Origin of the sequence: Magnetospira sp. QH-2 (genome assembly GCF_000968135.1) — a bacterium.
Classification (GTDB): Bacteria; Pseudomonadota; Alphaproteobacteria; order Rhodospirillales; family Magnetospiraceae; genus Magnetospira.
The window spans coordinates 17,776-35,692 of sequence record NZ_FO538765.1; the positions used below are offsets into that span (position 1 = coordinate 17,776).

General features: G+C 60.6%; 16 protein-coding genes. 7 read left to right on the forward strand and 9 right to left on the reverse strand.

The genetic code is table 11. The features are described 5' to 3' along the window. Positions 1-283 precede the first annotated feature (283 nt). Entirely contained in the window at positions 284-1,252 is a 969-nt protein-coding gene (locus tag MGMAQ_RS00120) for an IS30 family transposase (RefSeq protein ID WP_052715992.1), read from the forward strand. Here MGMAQ_RS00120 and MGMAQ_RS00125 read toward each other — a convergent pair. After that, on the reverse strand, positions 1,200-2,084 hold the full coding sequence (locus MGMAQ_RS00125; protein WP_046019923.1) for an SEL1-like repeat protein: 885 nt from the start codon (positions 2,082-2,084) through the stop codon (positions 1,200-1,202). The two genes, MGMAQ_RS00120 and MGMAQ_RS00125, sit on opposite strands and share 53 nt — an antisense overlap. Positions 2,085-2,231: 147 nt before the next feature. Here MGMAQ_RS00125 and MGMAQ_RS20885 point away from each other — a divergent pair, with 147 nt between their 5' ends. After that, positions 2,232-2,387: a hypothetical protein gene (locus MGMAQ_RS20885; protein WP_158498734.1), complete on the forward strand. Its 156-nt coding sequence runs from the start codon at positions 2,232-2,234 to the stop codon at positions 2,385-2,387. A gap of 16 nt (positions 2,388-2,403) precedes the next feature. Here the strand turns inward: MGMAQ_RS20885 and MGMAQ_RS00135 are convergent, their stop codons facing one another. Then, a complete protein-coding gene (locus MGMAQ_RS00135; RefSeq protein ID WP_046019925.1) occupies positions 2,404-3,114 on the reverse strand; it encodes a tetratricopeptide repeat protein in 711 nt (236 codons plus the stop codon). 293 nt (positions 3,115-3,407) lie between these two features. On the opposite strand from MGMAQ_RS00135, the gene MGMAQ_RS00145 reads away from it, so the two are divergent. Together MGMAQ_RS00145 and MGMAQ_RS00150 are read left to right on the forward strand one after the other, a co-directional pair. Further along, positions 3,408-4,169: a hypothetical protein gene (locus MGMAQ_RS00145; RefSeq protein WP_046019927.1), complete on the forward strand. Its 762-nt coding sequence runs from the start codon at positions 3,408-3,410 to the stop codon at positions 4,167-4,169. A gap of 380 nt (positions 4,170-4,549) precedes the next feature. Beyond that, positions 4,550-4,816 (forward strand): hypothetical protein, encoded by a 267-nt coding sequence (locus MGMAQ_RS00150; RefSeq protein ID WP_046019928.1) that lies wholly within the window; start codon positions 4,550-4,552, stop codon positions 4,814-4,816. Here the strand turns inward: MGMAQ_RS00150 and MGMAQ_RS00155 are convergent. Further along, on the reverse strand, positions 4,808-5,530 hold the full coding sequence (locus tag MGMAQ_RS00155) for a tetratricopeptide repeat protein (protein WP_046019929.1): 723 nt from the start codon (positions 5,528-5,530) through the stop codon (positions 4,808-4,810). The genes MGMAQ_RS00150 and MGMAQ_RS00155 overlap by 9 nt on opposite strands. A gap of 208 nt (positions 5,531-5,738) precedes the next feature. On the opposite strand from MGMAQ_RS00155, the gene MGMAQ_RS00160 reads away from it, so the two are divergent. Continuing rightward, positions 5,739-7,742 carry a transglycosylase domain-containing protein gene (locus MGMAQ_RS00160; RefSeq protein ID WP_082085178.1) on the forward strand — a complete coding sequence of 668 codons (2,004 nt, stop codon included), beginning with the start codon at positions 5,739-5,741 and terminating at the stop codon, positions 7,740-7,742. On the opposite strand, the gene MGMAQ_RS00165 is transcribed toward MGMAQ_RS00160, so the two are convergent. Genes MGMAQ_RS00165 through MGMAQ_RS00180 form a run of 4 tightly spaced genes read right to left on the reverse strand, consistent with a single transcriptional unit; the run spans position 7,720 to position 13,156 of the window. Continuing rightward, positions 7,720-8,910 (reverse strand): multidrug effflux MFS transporter, encoded by a 1,191-nt coding sequence (locus tag MGMAQ_RS00165; protein WP_046019930.1) that lies wholly within the window; start codon positions 8,908-8,910, stop codon positions 7,720-7,722. The genes MGMAQ_RS00160 and MGMAQ_RS00165 overlap by 23 nt on opposite strands. Positions 8,911-8,917: 7 nt before the next feature. Further along, complete coding sequence (locus MGMAQ_RS00170; protein ID WP_046019931.1) at positions 8,918-9,523, reverse strand: isoprenylcysteine carboxylmethyltransferase family protein; 606 nt, start codon at positions 9,521-9,523, stop codon at positions 8,918-8,920. A 6-nt stretch (positions 9,524-9,529) separates the two neighbouring features. Continuing rightward, complete coding sequence (gene rfaE1 / locus MGMAQ_RS00175; RefSeq protein ID WP_046019932.1) at positions 9,530-10,993, reverse strand: D-glycero-beta-D-manno-heptose-7-phosphate kinase; 1,464 nt, start codon at positions 10,991-10,993, stop codon at positions 9,530-9,532. Between the two features lie 12 nt (positions 10,994-11,005). Beyond that, positions 11,006-13,156 carry a bi-domain-containing oxidoreductase gene (locus MGMAQ_RS00180; RefSeq protein ID WP_046019933.1) on the reverse strand — a complete coding sequence of 717 codons (2,151 nt, stop codon included), beginning with the start codon at positions 13,154-13,156 and terminating at the stop codon, positions 11,006-11,008. Between the two features lie 45 nt (positions 13,157-13,201). Here MGMAQ_RS00180 and asnB point away from each other — a divergent pair, with 45 nt between their 5' ends. Continuing rightward, the gene (gene asnB / locus MGMAQ_RS00185) at positions 13,202-14,959 is read left to right on the forward strand and encodes an asparagine synthase (glutamine-hydrolyzing) (protein ID WP_046019934.1); all 1,758 of its coding nucleotides are present in this window, start codon (positions 13,202-13,204) and stop codon (positions 14,957-14,959) included. A gap of 68 nt (positions 14,960-15,027) precedes the next feature. Here asnB and MGMAQ_RS00190 read toward each other — a convergent pair whose 3' ends face one another. Together MGMAQ_RS00190 and MGMAQ_RS00195 are read right to left on the reverse strand one after the other, a co-directional pair. Continuing rightward, complete coding sequence (locus MGMAQ_RS00190) at positions 15,028-15,408, reverse strand: co-chaperone YbbN (protein WP_046019935.1); 381 nt, start codon at positions 15,406-15,408, stop codon at positions 15,028-15,030. Positions 15,409-15,550: 142 nt separating this feature from the next. Continuing rightward, positions 15,551-16,492: a UDP-glucuronic acid decarboxylase family protein gene (locus MGMAQ_RS00195; protein WP_046022786.1), complete on the reverse strand. Its 942-nt coding sequence runs from the start codon at positions 16,490-16,492 to the stop codon at positions 15,551-15,553. Between the two features lie 138 nt (positions 16,493-16,630). On the opposite strand from MGMAQ_RS00195, the gene MGMAQ_RS00200 reads away from it, so the two are divergent. Beyond that, positions 16,631-17,908 (forward strand): EAL domain-containing protein, encoded by a 1,278-nt coding sequence (locus MGMAQ_RS00200; protein WP_046019936.1) that lies wholly within the window; start codon positions 16,631-16,633, stop codon positions 17,906-17,908. Positions 17,909-17,917 lie beyond the last annotated feature (9 nt).

The following is a 17,917-nucleotide window of genomic DNA, read 5'->3' on the forward strand; positions in this document are numbered from 1 at the left end:
CGATCTTTCCTGAAAACTGATTCAATGGCATCGTCTGGCTCGAAATAGAGGGGAAATATGGTTTCTTCCTTGACCAAGTACCCAGCAAAATTGCGTTGGGCTGTTGTCAAGTTCGCCTCCAGTTGGGCTAAGGCTTCTTCGACTCCGAGAACACTGCTGTCACGACCTCTAGTCAGAAGTGCGTAGGCGACGGCTTGATTTTTTTCGCCGGACTGTTTCGCCCAAAGGAGGCCCCACCTAGATTCAGACCCCAAGTGCACCACCCAGCTATGCTGGGAACGCTATGGGACAGAAATATGCACACGTCAGCTTGGACGAACGATGCGAGATTTACCGTCTGCATGCAGACGGTAAATCTCAACGGGCCATTGGGCGGCTGATGGGCCGCTCGGCCTCGACCATTGGCCGGGAATTGAAGCGCAACGCGCTGCCCCGGGCCGGATACAAGCCGGCCATGGCCGAGCGCATGGCCTGGGCGCGCAAACGCCGCCTGCCGAAAATCGAGCGCTTGAGCCCTCTGAAAACCCACATCCTGGATGCACTTGCTATGGAACAGAGCCCGGAGCAGATCGCCGGAAGGCTCAAGCTCGAAGGATCAGAGCATACCATCAGCGCCGAGACAATCTATGCCTGGATCTACGGGCCCCACGGGCGGCGGCGGAAGCTCCACCGCCTGTTGCCGCAGGCCAAATCCCGTCGCGGACGACGGGCCCGAAAAGGGCGGCGCGATCCGCCGATCCCCGACCGGATGCCGATCCATATGCGTCCGACCAAGGCCCATCTGCGCGCCGAGCCGGGCCATTGGGAGGCCGACTTGGTGCACTTCCGCAAGCAACGGGCCTGTTTGCTCACCTGTATCGAGCGGCGGTCTCGGCTGCTGCTCACCGCGACCCTTCCAGACAAAACCGCCCGCACCACCGCCGAGGCGCTGGCCAGGCTGCTCAACCGTGCGCCCAAACGGGCCCGGAAAACCGTCACCCTGGACAACGGCGGCGAGTTCTACGACCACAAGAGCCTGCCTGTGCGCGCCTTCTTTTGCGATCCCCATTCCCCCTGGCAGCGCGGCTCCATCGAGAACGCCAACGGCGTCCTGCGCCGCAGCCTGCCCAGGCACATTCGCCTCAATAAATTCTCCGATCAAGACATCGAGGACATCACATGGACCTACAACACAACGCCCCGAAAATGCCTCGGTTTCCTCACGCCAATCGAGGCATTCGCCAAATCAATCGGTGTTGCACTTGAAATTTGAATCCAGCCCAGTTTGCAAGTGCCCAAGTTGATTTGGTTTCCGCAGAAATCATGAAGAGATAATGCGATAAATCATCATATTGTTCATTTCTCAAATCGAAGGACAGGTTCTGGCGGCGCTCCAAAATCCGTTTTGCCTTTTCTATCGTTGCGGGGAGAAAGGATTTGAACGATGCGAGGGTCAAAACCCGATCCGCGGACTCCGGATCAAGGATTTCGCCTTCTCCCGTTCTGAGTTCGTGGGAGAGGTCGAACAGTGCCTTTCCGTCCAGATCCTTCAAGCCCGCGACCCAGACAAGATGTTTGTCCAGGGCCTCGATATGCTCGCTTTCCAACTCGCCGAAGCCAAGCAGGGTGATGCGCGCCATGGTGCGGATATATTCCAAGGACCGATCGGGTTCCCGGAGCCAGACCAACGCATAGCGCCGGAACCAGTAGTCCGCTTCCGTGTCGTCCCGCTCGACGCCCAATCCTTTGCGATAGAGGTATCCGAGCATCAGCGCGCCATTCCTATGGTGCAGCTTGAGGTCCAGGATCATGGCCCAGCGAGCGGCCTGAAGGGGGTCGGGCGCCCGGCAGGCATTTCCCCGAATCAAGGTCACGGCTTCGTCGTATACCTCGCGAATAAAGGTTATCAAATCGGGAGCCCCGGAGGTCGAGCCCGCCCGGTCCTGACAGGGCGGCGTTTCGGGTTCAAGACCGACGGTGACGGGAGACGGGTCTTGGTTTTTCTCGGGTGGTTGAGCCCTGGCAGCGGCGAAGGATGCGACGCTCCCCAAAAGCAAAAAGGCCCAAAACACTGAACGCCGGGTGATCTGCATGAAATCAATCATGGGGCGAGTATGTGCCGAACCTTTTCAGGTTGCAATACTGAGCCTCCACGTCAACTTATGTCGTTGATGTCGGATGAGGAGCTGCAAAAGCGATCGGCCTTGAACAAGGGACACAAAGCCGAAGCTGTGGAATGGTCGGCAAAACTCATGGAGTTGTCAGCCGCACTAGCCCGCCGAAGCGCTTTGACCAATGCGCTGGCTCCGTTGGGATTGGTCTTGGAGTTGACCAACCAATACAAGAAAAATATTGAGACGCCCACCATGGATGCCGAACTCGAACGCAGGGGGCATCGGACCAAGTAAAAAACCCCGGACGACTTTAGCAGGAATAGTATCTCCCGGAGAGGAACAGTCCGAGATCGGTAATCCAGCGCCATGCCGGTGCCCGGGAGATTCGTTCGGGATGTTGCCACTCGACTTTCCATCGCGGGTGACTTTTTTTGATGCGATGGGCGTCCGCCGCAGACAAGAACCAATCATCGTAGGCGGAGCCATCATCCAGCGCTTCCAATGCTCTCGAGTCGCCGTTTTTTGCCGCCTCCAAGATCCAGTGGAGACGCTGTTCGGAATCCGAAGCGGCCCCAGTACGGTCTCTTGCCGCACCCCGCAAGGCTCTACCCATGACATACTGGGCCTCGGGATGACCGTTGCGGGCAGCGGCGTCGGTCCATTCAGTCGCCAGGCAATGATCCTCCTCCATACCTAGACCCTCTGCATATATCTCTGAAATTTGGAATTGTGCCTCGGGATACCCATTCATGGCCGCTTGATGTAACAGCGGATAGGCTGTGGCATAGTCCCCAGCCTTGAAATGGGATGTGCCTCGGGTATAGAAATCCAGGATTTCATCCTCGGGCAACGTGGCGACGATACCTGCCGGCAACTGGTTGTCTGGAGCTATTATTCCGAAATCGATCAGAGCCGTATATCCGGCGGCCATAAAATTGGTGGCTAAAAACAATTGCGCGATTCGGATCGACCAATCCTGATAGGAGGGCGGTCTCACCATCAATCTGGACAAGAAATGCATGATGTTCCAAGCCAATAGTTACTCTTAGATAAAATATATCATGAAATACAATCATTGAAAGGCCTGGTGATGGATTGCTGCATCGTAGGGACGGTAGTGCATAACCCAGCCCTGATATTCATTTCCCACCAATCTGGAACAACACCGGTGTTGGAAGCTGGCATGATGACACCAACCCCGGTGGCCAGAATGACGGAGACTACAATGGCTCCGCCGTCGAGAGCGATAATGGGGGGCAGGAGAAGAGCGAAGGCGGCAAACCTGCTCAAGATGGTGGGGGCCGTCCCGCTGTTTTGACCGATCAAACCAATCCCAAGGTATCAGCGCCCGTGACGGGAGCCCCGAAAAAAGACCCCGCCGCTGAATTCGCCGATGCCGAGCGCCGCCACCGGCAGGCCCTGGCCGCCTGGCAGGAGGAGGAAGAGACAAAACAGAAGCAACGCGAAGAGGCGGAACGCCAGGCGGCGGCCAAAAAGCAGCAAGAGGCGGCCTACAAGACGTGGCAGAAGGAAGAGGAGGCCGCCCTGGCCAAGGCGCGGGCCGCCAATGCCGCCAAGCCACGAACGGCGCGCAAAAGCCAAGCGGAGCTCGGTGTGCCCGCCGGGGCCGACTGGTTGGATGAGGCCGCAAAATTCGTTGGCAATGAGCCGGGAGTCGCCACTTGGGACCAAACCCTGGGTCAAGCCTGGTATGATGGCACGGCCTGGCATTTCGAGGAAAGGGATGCTCGCAACCAGCCCCTGCCGAGCACCATGGAGGAAGCGGAACAGATGGGATTCAATCAATATCCTTCCTGGCAAAACAAGGCCCATGACAATGAAATAGGAAAATCCGAAATCAAATTTGGCCACTCTGACGGACGAGAAGTGATCTTTGACGGTGATACTGGGCAGGTCGTTGATGATCCCAAATTACGGGGGACTTATAATTACGCCTCACCGACCGTCGGCCCTGTTGATCCTGACTGGTGGGACCAGATGAAACTTTACTTTGATGAGTGGGAACATGGTCTCAAAGATGTCGCTCCCTGGTGGGCTTTGGGAAATGACAGGTAGACAGGTGTCGCGATTTTCAATTCGGGAACAAATCAATTGGTTCCAAGCCGTTCGTATCGGGTTCTAATATGCTAAAAACGATATATGTATCCATAAATATTGTTATCTCTTTATATAATATTTCTGTTATATTCGCTGTGGTTAATTTCACGTCTTACGTGAGTATATATTTTATCGATATCTCATTATATTTCATTATTCCATGCATTTTATTTTTATGCGTGAACATTGTTGTGGCATTATTTAAGATTGTCGGATTAGATTTTCTTAGCGTGGCTCTTTACCTGTTTCTCGCTTTCTTAAATTATATTGGGGTTGCGAGCGTTTCAAGCTTGGCTTAGACGCGAGACTATGGGCTACGACAATCTCACCAATCCCACATGGGACATGTCGTTGATGTCGGCGAGGAGCTGATCGAGAGATATAAAGCTTCTGCGAACCCAGCAAACACAGCTATTCCCGCAGCGTTAACCGGTACCTATTTGTCCTCCAGGCAGGCACCCCTGCCTCCACAAGCCAAACTGGCTATCGAGGCCGCAACATTGTTTGCAGACGCGTTTGGCCTTTACAAAGCTCACGAAGAAGGAGCTCTCGAGAAAGAATTGGACCAACGCGGAATCAAGGTGAAGGATTTGCAGCTAAAATAACGCTGAGCACCCCCCAAAGTGTCCAAGAAGCACCATCCCCTCGCGAGTGACGAACGGTATGAATGGCAGTCTTACAACGCGAACGGGCTCTTGTTTTTGCGGTTTCCAGGTGTGATGTTGCTCTTGTACCTTAAGGACATCACTTTCAGTGAGGAACCAATCATCGAAAGCCTTTCCGTTGGCGAGTGATTCTTGTGCTGTCTGATCACCCCTTTGGGCAGCTTCCAGGATCCAGTGCAATCGCTGCTTTGCAGACCAGGCCAAGCCGCTGTTCGCACCTCCAGGGCCCCCGAGTTCGTTTGCCAGGCTCACTTGAGCACGGGCGTAGCCCATTCTGGCAGCCTGATCAGACCACTCGACCGATAGGCAGTCGTCATGCTCGACGCCAAAGCCTGCCGAGTATAGGAAAGAGGTTCGATACTGCGCATCCAAGTGTCCATTCCAAGCCGCGCTATGTAGGAAGGGAAAGGCTTTCTCATAGTCTTGCCTCTTAAACAACGCCATGCCCTTATCGTAAAGATTCTCGATCTCTGTGTCTGGCAGGGTGGCGACGATACGTGCCGGCAACTGGTTGTCTGGAGCTATTATTCCGAAATCGATCAGCGCCGTATATCCGGCGGCCATAAAATTGGTGGCCAAAAACAATTGCGCGATTCGGATCGACCAATCCTGATAGGTTCGTGGCCTTACCAATAGTTTGGACAAGAAGCGCATGATTCTCCAAGCCAACAACCATCACCCACACCTTGAAATACACCTTTAAATTGATGGTATCGGCCGGTAGTTGATGAATCAATCATTGGGTTGAGATGCGCAGACTCGAGATTCTTCAAGATGACGCGGCTTTTCCACACCCTGACAGGCTTGGGCGATCCTCCCCCACTTAAACCTTTCCTAACCGCCCTCGGCCCATACTGCGGTCATGGTCAAAGCATCGAAAAAAGCGACTCCCAAACCTGCCGCCGCGTCTCCTTCAAAGGCGCCGCGCGCGCGCTTGTCGGCTCTATGGAATCGCATCCGCCCCCGCAAACCCTCGCGAGCCCAGGTTCTGCGCGGGCTGAAATGGAGCGCGGTGGTGGGGATCTGGGGCGTGGTGGCGCTGGCCGGGTTGCTGGGCTGGTATGCCTATGACCTGCCCAGCGTCGATCAAGCCCTGATCGCCGACCGTCGCCCGACCATCACCATCGCCGCCGCCAACGGGACCGTGGTCACCACCCGGGGCGACAAGTTCGCCGGGGCGGTGCGGGTGGAGGATCTGCCCCCCGCCTTGCCCGACGCCATCCTTTCCACCGAAGACCGGCGGTTCTACAGCCATTTCGGCCTGGATCCCATCGGTCTGGCCCGGGCCATGTGGTCCAATCTATGGGCCGGTCGGGTGGTGCAGGGGGGGTCGACCCTGACCCAGCAGGTGGCCAAGAATCTGTTCCTCAGTCCCGAACGCAGCCTCAAGCGCAAGATCCAGGAACTAATGCTGGCCCTGTGGCTGGAGCATGAATTCACCAAGGACCAGATCCTCACCATCTATCTCAACCGGGTTTATCTGGGGGCCGGAACCTATGGGGTGGAGGCTGCCGCGCGGACCTATTTCGGCAAGTCGGCGCGCCATGTGACCCTGCCCGAGGCGGCGCTGCTGGCTGGATTGCTGAAAGCCCCGAGCCGCTACAACCCCCGCTCCAGCCCCGAACGGGCTGCCGGACGGGCGCGGCAGGTGCTGCTCAACATGGTCGCCGCCGGAACCCTCGACAAGGCCGCCGCCGACCGGGCGGCCAAACGCATGAGCGCCGTGGTCGGGCGCAAGGCCCCGGCGGCCACGGCCCTGTGGTTCGGTGATTGGGTGGTCGGGCAGCTGGGCGGCTATACGGGCCACGATGCCGGAGACCTGACGATCATCACCACCTTGAACAACCGGCTCCAAAAGGCGGTGGAAAACATCGTTGCCCGGCATATGAACAACGAGGGTCGGCGCCGGGGGGCGTCACAGGTGGCGGTGGTGGTGCTCAACCACGAAGGCGCCTTGCGGGCTCTGATCGGCGGCAAGGACTATGCCCAAAGCCAATTCAACCGGGCGACCCTGGCCAAAAGGCAGCCGGGTTCGGCCTTCAAGCCTTTTGTCTATCTGGCTGGGCTGGAAACGGGCCTGACTCCGGAAACCGTGATGGACGACAAACCGATCAAGATCGGTGACTGGGAGCCGGGCAACTGGGATGACAAGTTCCGCGGAGCCATTACCCTCACCGAAGCCCTAGCGGATTCCGTCAACACGGTGGCGGTGCGGGTGGCCCGGCGCGCCGGTCCCGCCCATGTGACCGAAGTGGCGGAGCGGTTGGGCATTACCACGCCGCTGCCCGATGACCTGGGTCTCGCCTTGGGGAGTGCGGAAGTCACCTTGATGGATCTGGTCACCGCCTATGTGCCCCTGGCCAATGGTGGATTCGGGGTCTTTCCCCACGGCATCACCGAAATCCGCGACCGCGCCGGCCAGCCCCTGTACCGGCGCTCCGGCGGTGGCATCGGCGCGGTGGTACAGGGGCGGCACCTGCAAGCCCTGCGCAAGATGATGATCCAGGTGATGAAAACCGGAACCGGCAAAAACGCCTCTTTCGGCAACTGGTTGGCGGCGGGCAAGACCGGCACCAGCCAGGACTACCGCGATGCCTGGTTCGTCGGCTTCACCGGCGAACTGGTTGCCGGGGTCTGGGTCGGCAATGACGACGGCAGGCCCATGAAAGGCGTTACCGGCGGTGGCCTCCCGGCGCGCATCTGGAAGGATATCATGCGGGCCGGGCACAAAGGCCTGCCCCTTGTGGGCCTCCCCGCGCCCGCGTCCCGCGCTCCCATATCCCGGGAGAGGACCCCGTCGGCACCCGATCCCCAGACCCGGGAGCCGGACCTGTTCGACGCGATCAAGTCCCTGTTTGGCGGATGAAAACCGGATAGATCAGCAAACAGGCACCCCCTGATCCGGCCATGGCCAGCATCATCGGCAGGGCAGTGCCATCATAGGTCTGACCGATGATCACCCCGACGGTGGCGGCGATGGCCATCTGCACGAATCCCACCAAGGCCGAGGCCGTGCCCGCCATGGCCGGATAGGGCCCGATGGCGCCGGCCATGGCATTGGGCATGATCAGGCCGACCCCCAGAGTCATGCCCATGGCGGGGACAACCAGCCCGGCAACGCTGATCTGTCCGGCCAGCACCAGAGCCAGGCCGGCAATGCCAAAGGTGCTGGAGACCAAGCCGCCCCAAAGGATCAGGCGATCATTGCCGAAGCGCTTGTTGAACCGCCCGGTGAAGGTGGAGCCGATCATGAACCCGCCGACACAAAGCCCGAAACACAGGCCATAAAGCCAGGGCGCCATCTCGAGGATCTCAATGAACACGAAGGACGACCCGGAGATCAGCGAAAAAATAATGCAAAAGGCCGCGGCGCTGGCCAACATATAGCCCACATAGCGCCGTGAACGCAGCAGGGCGCCGTAATTGCGCAGCATGCGTCCCGGGTGGATGGCCTCCATGTTCTTGCCCGGCACGGTTTCCGGTAATCCCCAGGCCGTGGCCCCCAAGAGCAAGATCCCGAATCCCAGCAATACCCAGAACACCGAACGCCAGCCCCAGACCTCGACCATCAGGCCGCCGAGGGTGGGCGCCACCAGAGGCGCCACGGCCATGGCAGTCGCCATGTAGGCAAGCATGCGGGCGGCCCCTTCGGCGCCATAGACATCGCGCACCACGGCCCGGCCCAGGACCGGTCCGGCACAAGCGCCAATGGCCTGCATCAATCGTCCGGCAATCAGAATCTCGATGGTCGGCGCCCAGACACAGATCAGGCTGGCGCCGGTGAACAAGGCCACGCCGATGAGCATCAAGGGGCGGCGCCCGAAGCGATCGGCCAGGGGCCCGTATAACAATTGTCCCACCGCCAACCCGGCAATGAACACGCTCAGAGTCAGTTGCACCCCGGCGGCGTCGGACAGCAGGTCGCGGGCCATGTCCGGCAGCGACGGCAGATACATGTCCGTCGACAGGGGCCCGAAGGCCACCAGACAGGTCAGCAGCAAGGTCAGACCGAATGAGCGGGGCGACAGGGGCAAGGGTGGTCTACTCCGTTGACCAGGCGCGTCCTTTCCAGGGCAGGAAAGCCGGGACCCGGCGGCGATAGGCGGCGTAGGGTTCGCCATACAGGCGCAGCAGGCGCCGTTCCTCAAACCCACTGCCGATGATCAAATAGGCCGACCCCCAAAAGGCGGTGGCCAGATGCATCCAATCATGAACCCCGCCCCACAGGATCAGGAACCCGGCGGCATAAAGGGGATGGCGCACATAGCGATGCAGACTGTCCCGCCGAAGAGGTTCGTCGTCCGGCGCGTTCTCACCCCGGCGCGCCGCGGCCACTTGGCTCAGCCCGCCCAGACGTCCCAGGTCATAGCCCGTGAGGGCATAGACCATCAGCCCCCAGCCGGTCATGTGCAAGGCCCAAAGCAGCATGCCAGACCCGCGCGGCCAGTCCAGGGCCGGTGCCGCTTCGAACAACCAGCGCCCCAGGGCATAGACCGCCAGGATGTGCAGAATTGCGATTGTGTTGAACGCCACCCGATACCAGGCCCCGAAGGGTTTTTTGAGCGTTTCCCCCGATAGCAGACTATGCCCGGCGCCAAAGCCGATCCAGGCCAGGCCGTACCAGAGCAGAGCCTCGGTCAGGGACATGACCGGTCAGCCGTTGATGCGGGAGATGGTGCCGGTGGTCGAATGGCCGTCTTCCAGTTTGGCCAGCACCACCCGACCGCCGTAGGATTTGACGAACGGCGCGCCAACCACCGTGTCCTCCGTATAGTCGGCGCCCTTGACCAGCACATCGGGGCGCAGGGCCTCGATCAGGCCTTCCGGGGTATCCTCGGAAAACAGCACCACCATATCCACCGAGGCCAACGAGGCGAGCACCGTGGCTCGGGCCATCTCGCTCTGCACCGGGCGGGTGGGGCCCTTGAGACGCTGCACGGAGTCGTCGGAATTGAGTCCGACCACCAGGCGGTCGCAGGTCGCCCGGGCCTGTTTGAGCAAAGACACATGGCCCGGATGCAGCAAATCGAAACAGCCATTGGTGAAGCCGACGCTGAGCCCGTTGCGCCGCCAGCGTTCCATCCGGTCCAGGGCCGGGTTCAAGGCCAGTACCCTAGCCTCCGCATCGGCCAAATCCTGATGATGCAAAGCAGCGCTCAATTCAGAGGCATAGGTTACCGCCGTGCCCACCTTGCCGACGACAATCCCGGCGGCGGCGTTGGCCAGGGCGGCGGCCTGCTCGGGCGTGGCGCCGGCGGCCAGACCGGCGGCCATGGTGGCGATCACCGTGTCTCCGGCGCCGGAGACGTCATAGACCTCCCGCGCCTCGGCGGACAGGTGGATCACCTCGCCCGATGCGGGAATCAGGCTCATGCCATCCTGGCTGCGGGTGGCCAACAGACCGCCCAGGCCGCAGGTCTCGGTCAGATGCCGGGCGGCGGCAACGATGGCCGTATCGCTGCCGGTTTCCATGGCGCTGGCCTCGGCCAGTTCCTTGCGGTTGGGGGTCAACCAATGGGCGCCGCGATACAGGCCGTAGTCCAGCCCCTTGGGGTCCACCAGAATCGATTTTCCGGCGCGGTTGGCCAGGGCGATGATCTCCGCCGCCAAACCGTCGGCCAGGGTGCCCTTGCCATAGTCCGACAGCACCAGGGCGGCGCAATCGGTCAGCCCGGACGCCACTTCGGCCAGCAACTGGGCGCGGGCGGTGGCGGAAAGGGGCTCGGTGGTTTCGCGATCGGCCCGTAGCATTTGTTGCCCATGGCCCATGAAACGGGTCTTGACGCTGCTAATCCGCCCCGGCGCGGCGATCATGGTCGCCTCGACCCCCGGCAGGCCGGCAAGCAAATCCTGGATCTCCCGCGCCACGGGGTCCTCGCCAAGCGCCGACAGGAACCGACAGGGGACCCCCAGGGCGACCAGATTGCGCACCACGTTGCCCGCGCCGCCGAGCATGGCGTTTTCGTCCTCGATTCGCAGCACCGGGATGGGTGCCTCGGGGGAAATGCGGCTGACTTCGCCTTGGATATAGCGGTCCAGCATCACATCGCCGACCACCATGACCCGGGCGCCGGGCAGAGCCTCCACCAGGGCTGTCAGATGCAAAGGATCGTTCATGAGCCCTGCTCCTTAAAGCTCTATTCTGGAACCGGAACGAAGTGATTCCGTTATCGCAATGGTCGCCAGGCTGGAGTCGATCAGCTCCCCCTCGTTGATCGGTGCCCCGCCGCCGCCCGCCACGGCCTGCACGAAGGCCTCCATGGATTGCCGGAAGCCTTTGTCTTGGTTGCAGGTCTGGTTGGTGGCCTTGCCGTCGGCCACGGTGGTCAGCTTGCGGAAGTTGTCCAGCACCACCACCCGGCCCCCGGCAAAGCCCTCGTAGAGTTCCTTGCTAAAGGCCGTGTCGCCCTGGGCGGTATAGGTGATATTGGCCAGGCTGCCATCGCCGAAGCGCAGGGAAATAGCCAGGTCATCGCAGACCCCGTCGGTCACCTGGGCCGCGTCGGCCTGCACGGTGCGGATCGGTGAGCGCACGAAAAAGCGTGCCAAATCAATGAAGTGGCAAACCTCGCCCAGGATCCGGCCGCCGCCTTCCTCTTTGGCGTTGATCCAGCTTTCCGGCGGCAGGGCGCCGGCATTGATGCGGATAGTCAGCACCTTGGGGCCTTGTGTGGCTCCCAGGGTCTTGCGCATGCGCACCGCCAGGGGGGAGAAACGGCGATTGAATCCGACCTGGAAAAAGCCTTTGGATTCGCTGCGTGCCTCGATAACCCGGGTCAACTGGTCCCGGTCCAGCGCCAGGGGCTTTTCCACCAGCACCGATTTGCCCGCCGCCAGGGCCCGGGCGGTATAATCCGCGTGGGAGCCGTGGCGGGTGGCCACCAGCACCGCATTGATATTGGGATCGTTGAGCACCAGGTCCGCGTCGGTGCCCGCATGGTCGAAACCAAAGGTGCTCTGGGCATGCTCGGCGGTGGCCCCCCGGGTGGTGACGATGGTCCGCAGATCCACATGGCCCATGCCCTTGAGTTCGGGCAGCAGGACGGTGCGGGCGAAATTCCCGGCGCCGAGGACGCCGAGGACACAATGGTCCTTGGGTTCCGCCTTGGGCTCGGGGAACCGGGGTCGCGGCTTGGCGCGTGTCGGTTCCGGATAGGTCAGGATCACGCCCAGATGTGGCTGGCTGCCCGACGTGACCATGGTATAGGCATTCTCCGCCGTCTCCAGGGGAAACTCATGGGTGGTCAGGGCGGCCACGTCCAGGCGGCGTGGCGCGCTGGGGGACATCAGCCGCAGCACCTCGCGCAGGTTCTCGGTCTCGGTCCAGCGCACGAAGCCCACAGGGTACTTCAGGCCGCGGCCTTCGTAGTCCTCGTCATAGCGACCCGGGCCATAGGAGCGCGAGACGGTGACATTGAGTTCCTTTTGCATGAATTCGCGATAGGGGAACTCGGTGCCGGTCATGCCCAGCAGCACCACCCGCGCCCGGTCGCGGGCCACGGCAGCGGCGGTGGCGAAGGGCTCAGAGGACTCGGTGGCGGCGGCGATCAACACGGCGTCGCAGCCCATGCCCCGGGTCATGGTCCGCACCGAGGCCTCCAGGCTGTCGGATTCCAGGCTCAGAGCCAATTCCGCCCCCAGGTCGCGGGCCAGATTGAGGCGGTCCGGGTTATAGTCCAGGGCGACCACCCGAATCCCCGACAGGCTCAACAGTTGGACGGCGATCTGACCCAACAGGCCGGTGCCGACCACGGCCACGCATTCGCCCAGCCGCACATCCAGATTGCGCACCCCATGCAGGGCGATGGCGCCCAGGGTGCCGTAACAGGCCTCCGCGTCGGGCACGTCGTCGGGAATCGGCGCCACCAGGTTTTCCGGTACCACGTTCAGTTCCGCATGGTTGGCGAGACCGGCCCCGGCGATGGCGATGCGTTGACCCACATGGAAGCGGCCTTCCAGACCCTGGCCCACCTCGACCACCGATCCGGCGGCGGAATAGCCCAGGGGCAGCGGCGCGTCCAAGCGGGCCATGACCGCCTTGAAGGTCGAGGCAATGCCGTCGCGTTTGGCCTTGTCCACCACCTTGCGCACCAGATCGGGCCGCGCCTTGGCCTTGGAGGCGAGGTTTTTCTTGGCAAAATCGATGATCAGCTTTTCCGTGCCGGCCGAAATCAACGAGGCATGGGTGCGCACCAAAAGGCTGCCCGCGCTGGCTCGGGGCTCCGGGACATCCTTCAAGGAAAGCTCGCCGCTGCGGGCGCTTTGAATAACTTGCTTCATTTGATGTTCCGCCAAATCCCAGGACGCGCTACTAATACTCCGATCATGTGCGGAATCAACGCCATATTCGCCTACCGCGACGAAGCACCCCCGGTCAACCGCCGGGAGCTGCGCACCGTGCGCGATCGTATGGCGCGACGCGGGCCGGATGGCTCCGGCGACTGGGTGTCGCCGGACAAACGGGTCGGCTTGGGTCATCGGCGGCTGTCGATCATCGATATCACGTCCGACGGCGACCAGCCCATGGGACTGTATGGTGGTAAGTATCGCATTGTTTTCAATGGAGAAATATACAACTACCAGGCCATCCGCGAACGCATGCAGGCGGAAGGACGGCTGTTTCGCACCACCTCTGACACGGAAGTGCTGCTGCATCTTTACGACAAGTACGGACCGGAAATGGTGCATCACCTGCGTGGCATGTTTGCCTTCGCCCTGTGGGACGAAGAAAAACAGGGCCTGCTGCTGGCGCGCGATGGCTTTGGGGTGAAGCCTTTGTATCTGTCCGACAACGGGCGCTGCCTGCGGGTGGCGTCGCAGGTCAAGGCGCTGATGGTCGGCGGCGGTATCGACAAATCCCCCAACCCCGCCGGGCATGTGGGATTCTTCCTGTTCGGCTATGTGCCCGAGCCCCATACCCTGTATCGCGGCATCCGCTCCCTGGGCGCCGGAACCATGTTGTGGCGGGACAAACGGGGCAATAGCTGGGAAAAACGATTCTGGGGTGTTCAGGCCGCCTATCAGACCCGCCCGCCGGTCCGACGCCCGCTGCGTAAATCCCTGCTGGATTCGGTGGCGCATCATCTGGTGTCCGATGTGCCGGTGGGTTTGTTCCTGTCGGCGGGACTGGATTCGGCCACCCTGTGCGGCCTGGCCGCCGAGCAAAGCACGGATCTGAAAACCGTCACCCTGGGCTTCGAGGAATATGCTCAAACCGAAAATGACGAGGCGCCCCTGGCCGAATTGGTCGCCGATCTTTATGGCACCGAGCACCAGACACGGCGGGTGGCCGGGTCGGACTTCGCCAACCATGCCGATGCCCTGTTCGAGGCCATGGATCAGCCGTCCATTGACGGTGTTAATGTCTATTTTGTCGCCAAGGCAGCCGCCGAAGTGGGCTTGAAGGTGGCTATTTCCGGTCTGGGCGGGGACGAATTATTCCGTGGTTACAATACCTTCCGGCAATTGCCTAAATTGGTCAAGCCCCTGAGCGCGGTTCCGTTCGCCCGCCATATTGGAACGATCGGTCGCTTCGCCACAAGCCCCTGGATCGGCCAATATGCCTCCCCGAAGGCGGCTGGATTGTTGGAGTTGGGGACCCGATCAGGGGATGCCTACCTGCTGAGACGGGGGCTTTTCATGCCTTGGGAATTGGCGCGCAATTTGGACAGTGACTTCGCCCGCCAGGGTCTCGACGAATTGGCGCCGCTGACCCGTTTGCATCATACCACCTCGGGCATGACCGATTGGACAGGTCGGGTCACCGCTCTGGAGATGACCTGGTACATGCGCAATCAGCTGCTGCGTGATGCCGACTGGGCCGGCATGGCCCATTCCCTGGAAATCCGTGTGCCCTTTGTCGACCGGCCGCTGTTCGAGGCCGCCGTCCGTCACGGATTCGGCAAACAGGACATGGCGGCAACGCCCGAGCCCGCGCTGCCCCAGGCCGTGCGCGAACGGCCCAAGACCGGGTTCCAGGTGCCGGTGCGGGATTGGCTGAGTGGGCAATCAGAGGCTGGAAACGCCGATGACCGGGGCCTGAGGGGCTGGGCCCGGGAAGTCTACGACCGATTCACCGGGTAGAACGAACAACGGGGCGAATGGCCGTTAATCACCACCCGCCCCGTCGCACAAACTTGCGATCCGACAAATTACTGTGTGTTGGCAGCCGCGGCTTCCTGTTCGGCGGCCTGCTTGCGCACGTCGTCCATGTCCAGCTCGCGGACTTTGCCGATGATCTCTTCCAAAGCGGTCTCGGGCAGGGCGCCCGCTTGCAGGAAAATGAGGATCTGCTCGCGGAAGATACCGATGGTCGGGATGGAGCGGATGCCGAACTGGGCGGCAACCATCTGTTCCTTTTCGGTATCGCACTTCATGAAGGCGAGGTCGGGGTGCTTTTCGGACATGGCTTCATAGGTCGGCGCGAAGCTCTTGCAGGGGCCGCACCAATCGGCCCAGAAATCGATGATGACGATATCGTTGCCCTCGATGGTCGATTCGAGATTTTCGGCGGTCAGTTCCTGGGTGGCCATGGAAAGCTCCTTCGTGGGTCCGGTTCGGGTAAGCAGGCACCCGGGGCACCACTCACCAGTCAATGGTTAGCGGGCGACCTTAAAGGGTTACGCCCGTAATATCCAGGAATTCTAAAATAAGCCGCGGGGCAGGGAGTCCGAATCAGACGAAATCACGGAAATAGGCGATGGTCGGTTCCAATCCCTCGCGCAGAGTGACCGAGGGTTCCCAGCCGATCTTCTCCTGGGCCAAGCCGATGTCCGGCTTGCGCTGCAAGGGGTCATCCGTCGGCAATGGATTATGCACCAGCTGCGAGGAAGACCCGGTCATCTCGATGGCCAACTGGGCCAGTTCCAAGATGGTGAACTCGCCCGGGTTGCCCATGTTCATGGGTCCGGTGAACGCCTCTTCCAGTTCGGTGAAGCGAATCATCAGATCGACCAGATCGCTGACATAACAGAATGAGCGGGTCTGCTTGCCGTCGCCGTAAATGGTGATGGGTTCGTTGCGCAGCGCCTGCATGATGAAGTTGGAAACCACGCGGCCGTCGTTGGGATGCATGCGCGGGCCATAGGTATTGAAAATCCGCCCGACCCGAATTTCGGTGCCGTACTGGCGGTAATAATCAAAGCACAGGGTCTCGGCACAGCGCTTGCCCTCATCGTAACAGGCGCGGGGGCCGATGGGGTTGACGTTACCCCAATAGCGCTCGTTCTGCGGATGGACGATGGGATCCCCATAGACCTCGCTGGTCGAGGCATGAAAGATCCGTGCCCCGGTTCGCTTGGCCAGGCCCAACATGTTGATGGCACCATGGACGCTGGTCTTGGTGGTCTGCACCGGATCGTGCTGGTAATGGATCGGCGAAGCTGGACAGGCCAGATTGTAGATTCGGTCCACTTCCACATAGAGCGGAAAGGTGACATCGTGGCGCATCAGCTCGAAATTGGGGTGGTCGAGCAGGTGAGAAATGTTGTCCTTGGTACCGGTAAAAAAGTTGTCGACGCAGAGCACGTCTTGGCCCATTTCGAGCAGTCGTTCGCAAAGATGGGAGCCGAGAAAGCCCGCTCCGCCGGTGACCAGTACCCTTGTGCGCAGATGCATATGTCCGTATCCGATGCGTTCCCGTGGAAAGGCCGCCAACTTGCCCGCTTTCGTGCCCCGAATCAAGGAGTCGTGAATTCACTCGGACAAGGTCTACCATCTATTGTGTCCTATTGTGTCTGGCGGGGCGCTCGAACTATGATGGGCCAACCCCGGAAGGCCCCGGCGAAAGCGAGCGGCATGGACGATACGGTCATCACCACTTTTAACCCCACTCTGGGCACGTCCGGAGACGAACCTCGATTGGTGGACCATATCCGCCGCATCCGCCATAACCGCGAGGGATCCGTGGCGGTGCATGTGCATCTGTCCCGGCTGCGTCCCTATCATCGCGAATCGACCCATATCCGCATAGCCTCGCGCTCCTTTGACAATCTTTGCAATAACCATGACGCATCGGTCTATGTGATGGCCAATTGCGACCTGGTGCTGATCACCCGGGACGTGAAGGTGTCCGACATCGATACGGTGGTTCTCAAGCTGCGCACCCTGTTTTCCGAAGACCCGGTGATCTTCGCCGACGAGGATATCGGCCATGATCGGTTTTCCAGCTGGTACGATTTGGACAACGATTTCCAGAATTTCTGGATGCTGCTGGAAGACCTGGTGGATGAAGGCAAGCAGGTCACCGAAAAGGGCCGTGATCAGACCCCCGAGGCGTTGCTGGGCAAGCCCATGAACGCCTTGACATTGTCAGCACTCACCGAGCGCCTGCAAAAGACCCGCATCGCCGATCTGATCAGTCGCCAGGGAGCGCTGCATGTGACCGCTGGCAATGGCGGCGGTATGCTGTTTCAGGAACACTTCATGTCCATTGCGGACCTCAAGAAACGAGTGGCGCCGGGGGTTCATATCGTTTCCGATTTCTGGCTGTTCCAGTACCTGACCGAAACCTTGGACAAACGTATGCTGGCGGTGCTGGGACGACGGGATTTCAGCACGCTGAAATGGCCGGTGAGCATGAACATGAACATCTCCACCGTGCGCTCGCCCGAGTTCAAGGTCTTCACCGACCGGGTCGGAGAGCATACGGACAAGGTTGTGTTGGAGCTTCAGCACGTGGATGTGTTCGCCGATATTCAGGCCTATTTCGAGGCCCGGGACCGGTTGCGGGACCAGGGCTATCGCGTGCTCATTGATGGGGTCAACCCTTTGAGTTTGCGATATTTCAATCCCACCGGCCTGGATCCGGACTACATCAAGATAAACTGGTCGGCGGATCTTCGGCCCAGTGCCGAGGCCGGTCGCATGGACCGGGTGCGCGAATTGATGCATGACATCCGCGAGCGGGTGATCCTGGCTCGCATTGATAACGAAGACGCCGTGCGCGTGGGCCTGCAATTGGGCGTGCAACGGTTCCAGGGCCGCTTTATCGACAAACTGGTCGCCGCCATGAGCGGCAAGGGCGGAGACTGAAGCAATGGC

Bases quoted from the DNA above. Each gene is read 5' to 3' on its own strand.
- MGMAQ_RS00120 (WP_052715992.1), top strand. From the start codon at position 284: ATGGGACAGAAATATGCACACGTCAGCTTGGACGAACGATGCGAGATT.
- MGMAQ_RS00125 (WP_046019923.1), bottom strand. From the start codon at position 2,084: ATGATTGATTTCATGCAGATCACCCGGCGTTCAGTGTTTTGGGCCTTT.
- MGMAQ_RS20885 (WP_158498734.1), top strand. From the start codon at position 2,232: ATGGAGTTGTCAGCCGCACTAGCCCGCCGAAGCGCTTTGACCAATGCG.
- MGMAQ_RS00135 (WP_046019925.1), bottom strand. From the start codon at position 3,114: ATGCATTTCTTGTCCAGATTGATGGTGAGACCGCCCTCCTATCAGGAT.
- MGMAQ_RS00150 (WP_046019928.1), top strand. From the start codon at position 4,550: ATGGGACATGTCGTTGATGTCGGCGAGGAGCTGATCGAGAGATATAAA.
- MGMAQ_RS00155 (WP_046019929.1), bottom strand. From the start codon at position 5,530: ATGCGCTTCTTGTCCAAACTATTGGTAAGGCCACGAACCTATCAGGAT.
- MGMAQ_RS00160 (WP_082085178.1), top strand. From the start codon at position 5,739: ATGGTCAAAGCATCGAAAAAAGCGACTCCCAAACCTGCCGCCGCGTCT.
- MGMAQ_RS00170 (WP_046019931.1), bottom strand. From the start codon at position 9,523: ATGTCCCTGACCGAGGCTCTGCTCTGGTACGGCCTGGCCTGGATCGGC.
- rfaE1 (WP_046019932.1), bottom strand. From the start codon at position 10,993: ATGAACGATCCTTTGCATCTGACAGCCCTGGTGGAGGCTCTGCCCGGC.
- MGMAQ_RS00180 (WP_046019933.1), bottom strand. From the start codon at position 13,156: ATGAAGCAAGTTATTCAAAGCGCCCGCAGCGGCGAGCTTTCCTTGAAG.
- asnB (WP_046019934.1), top strand. From the start codon at position 13,202: ATGTGCGGAATCAACGCCATATTCGCCTACCGCGACGAAGCACCCCCG.
- MGMAQ_RS00190 (WP_046019935.1), bottom strand. From the start codon at position 15,408: ATGGCCACCCAGGAACTGACCGCCGAAAATCTCGAATCGACCATCGAG.
- MGMAQ_RS00195 (WP_046022786.1), bottom strand. From the start codon at position 16,492: ATGCATCTGCGCACAAGGGTACTGGTCACCGGCGGAGCGGGCTTTCTC.
- MGMAQ_RS00200 (WP_046019936.1), top strand. From the start codon at position 16,631: ATGATGGGCCAACCCCGGAAGGCCCCGGCGAAAGCGAGCGGCATGGAC.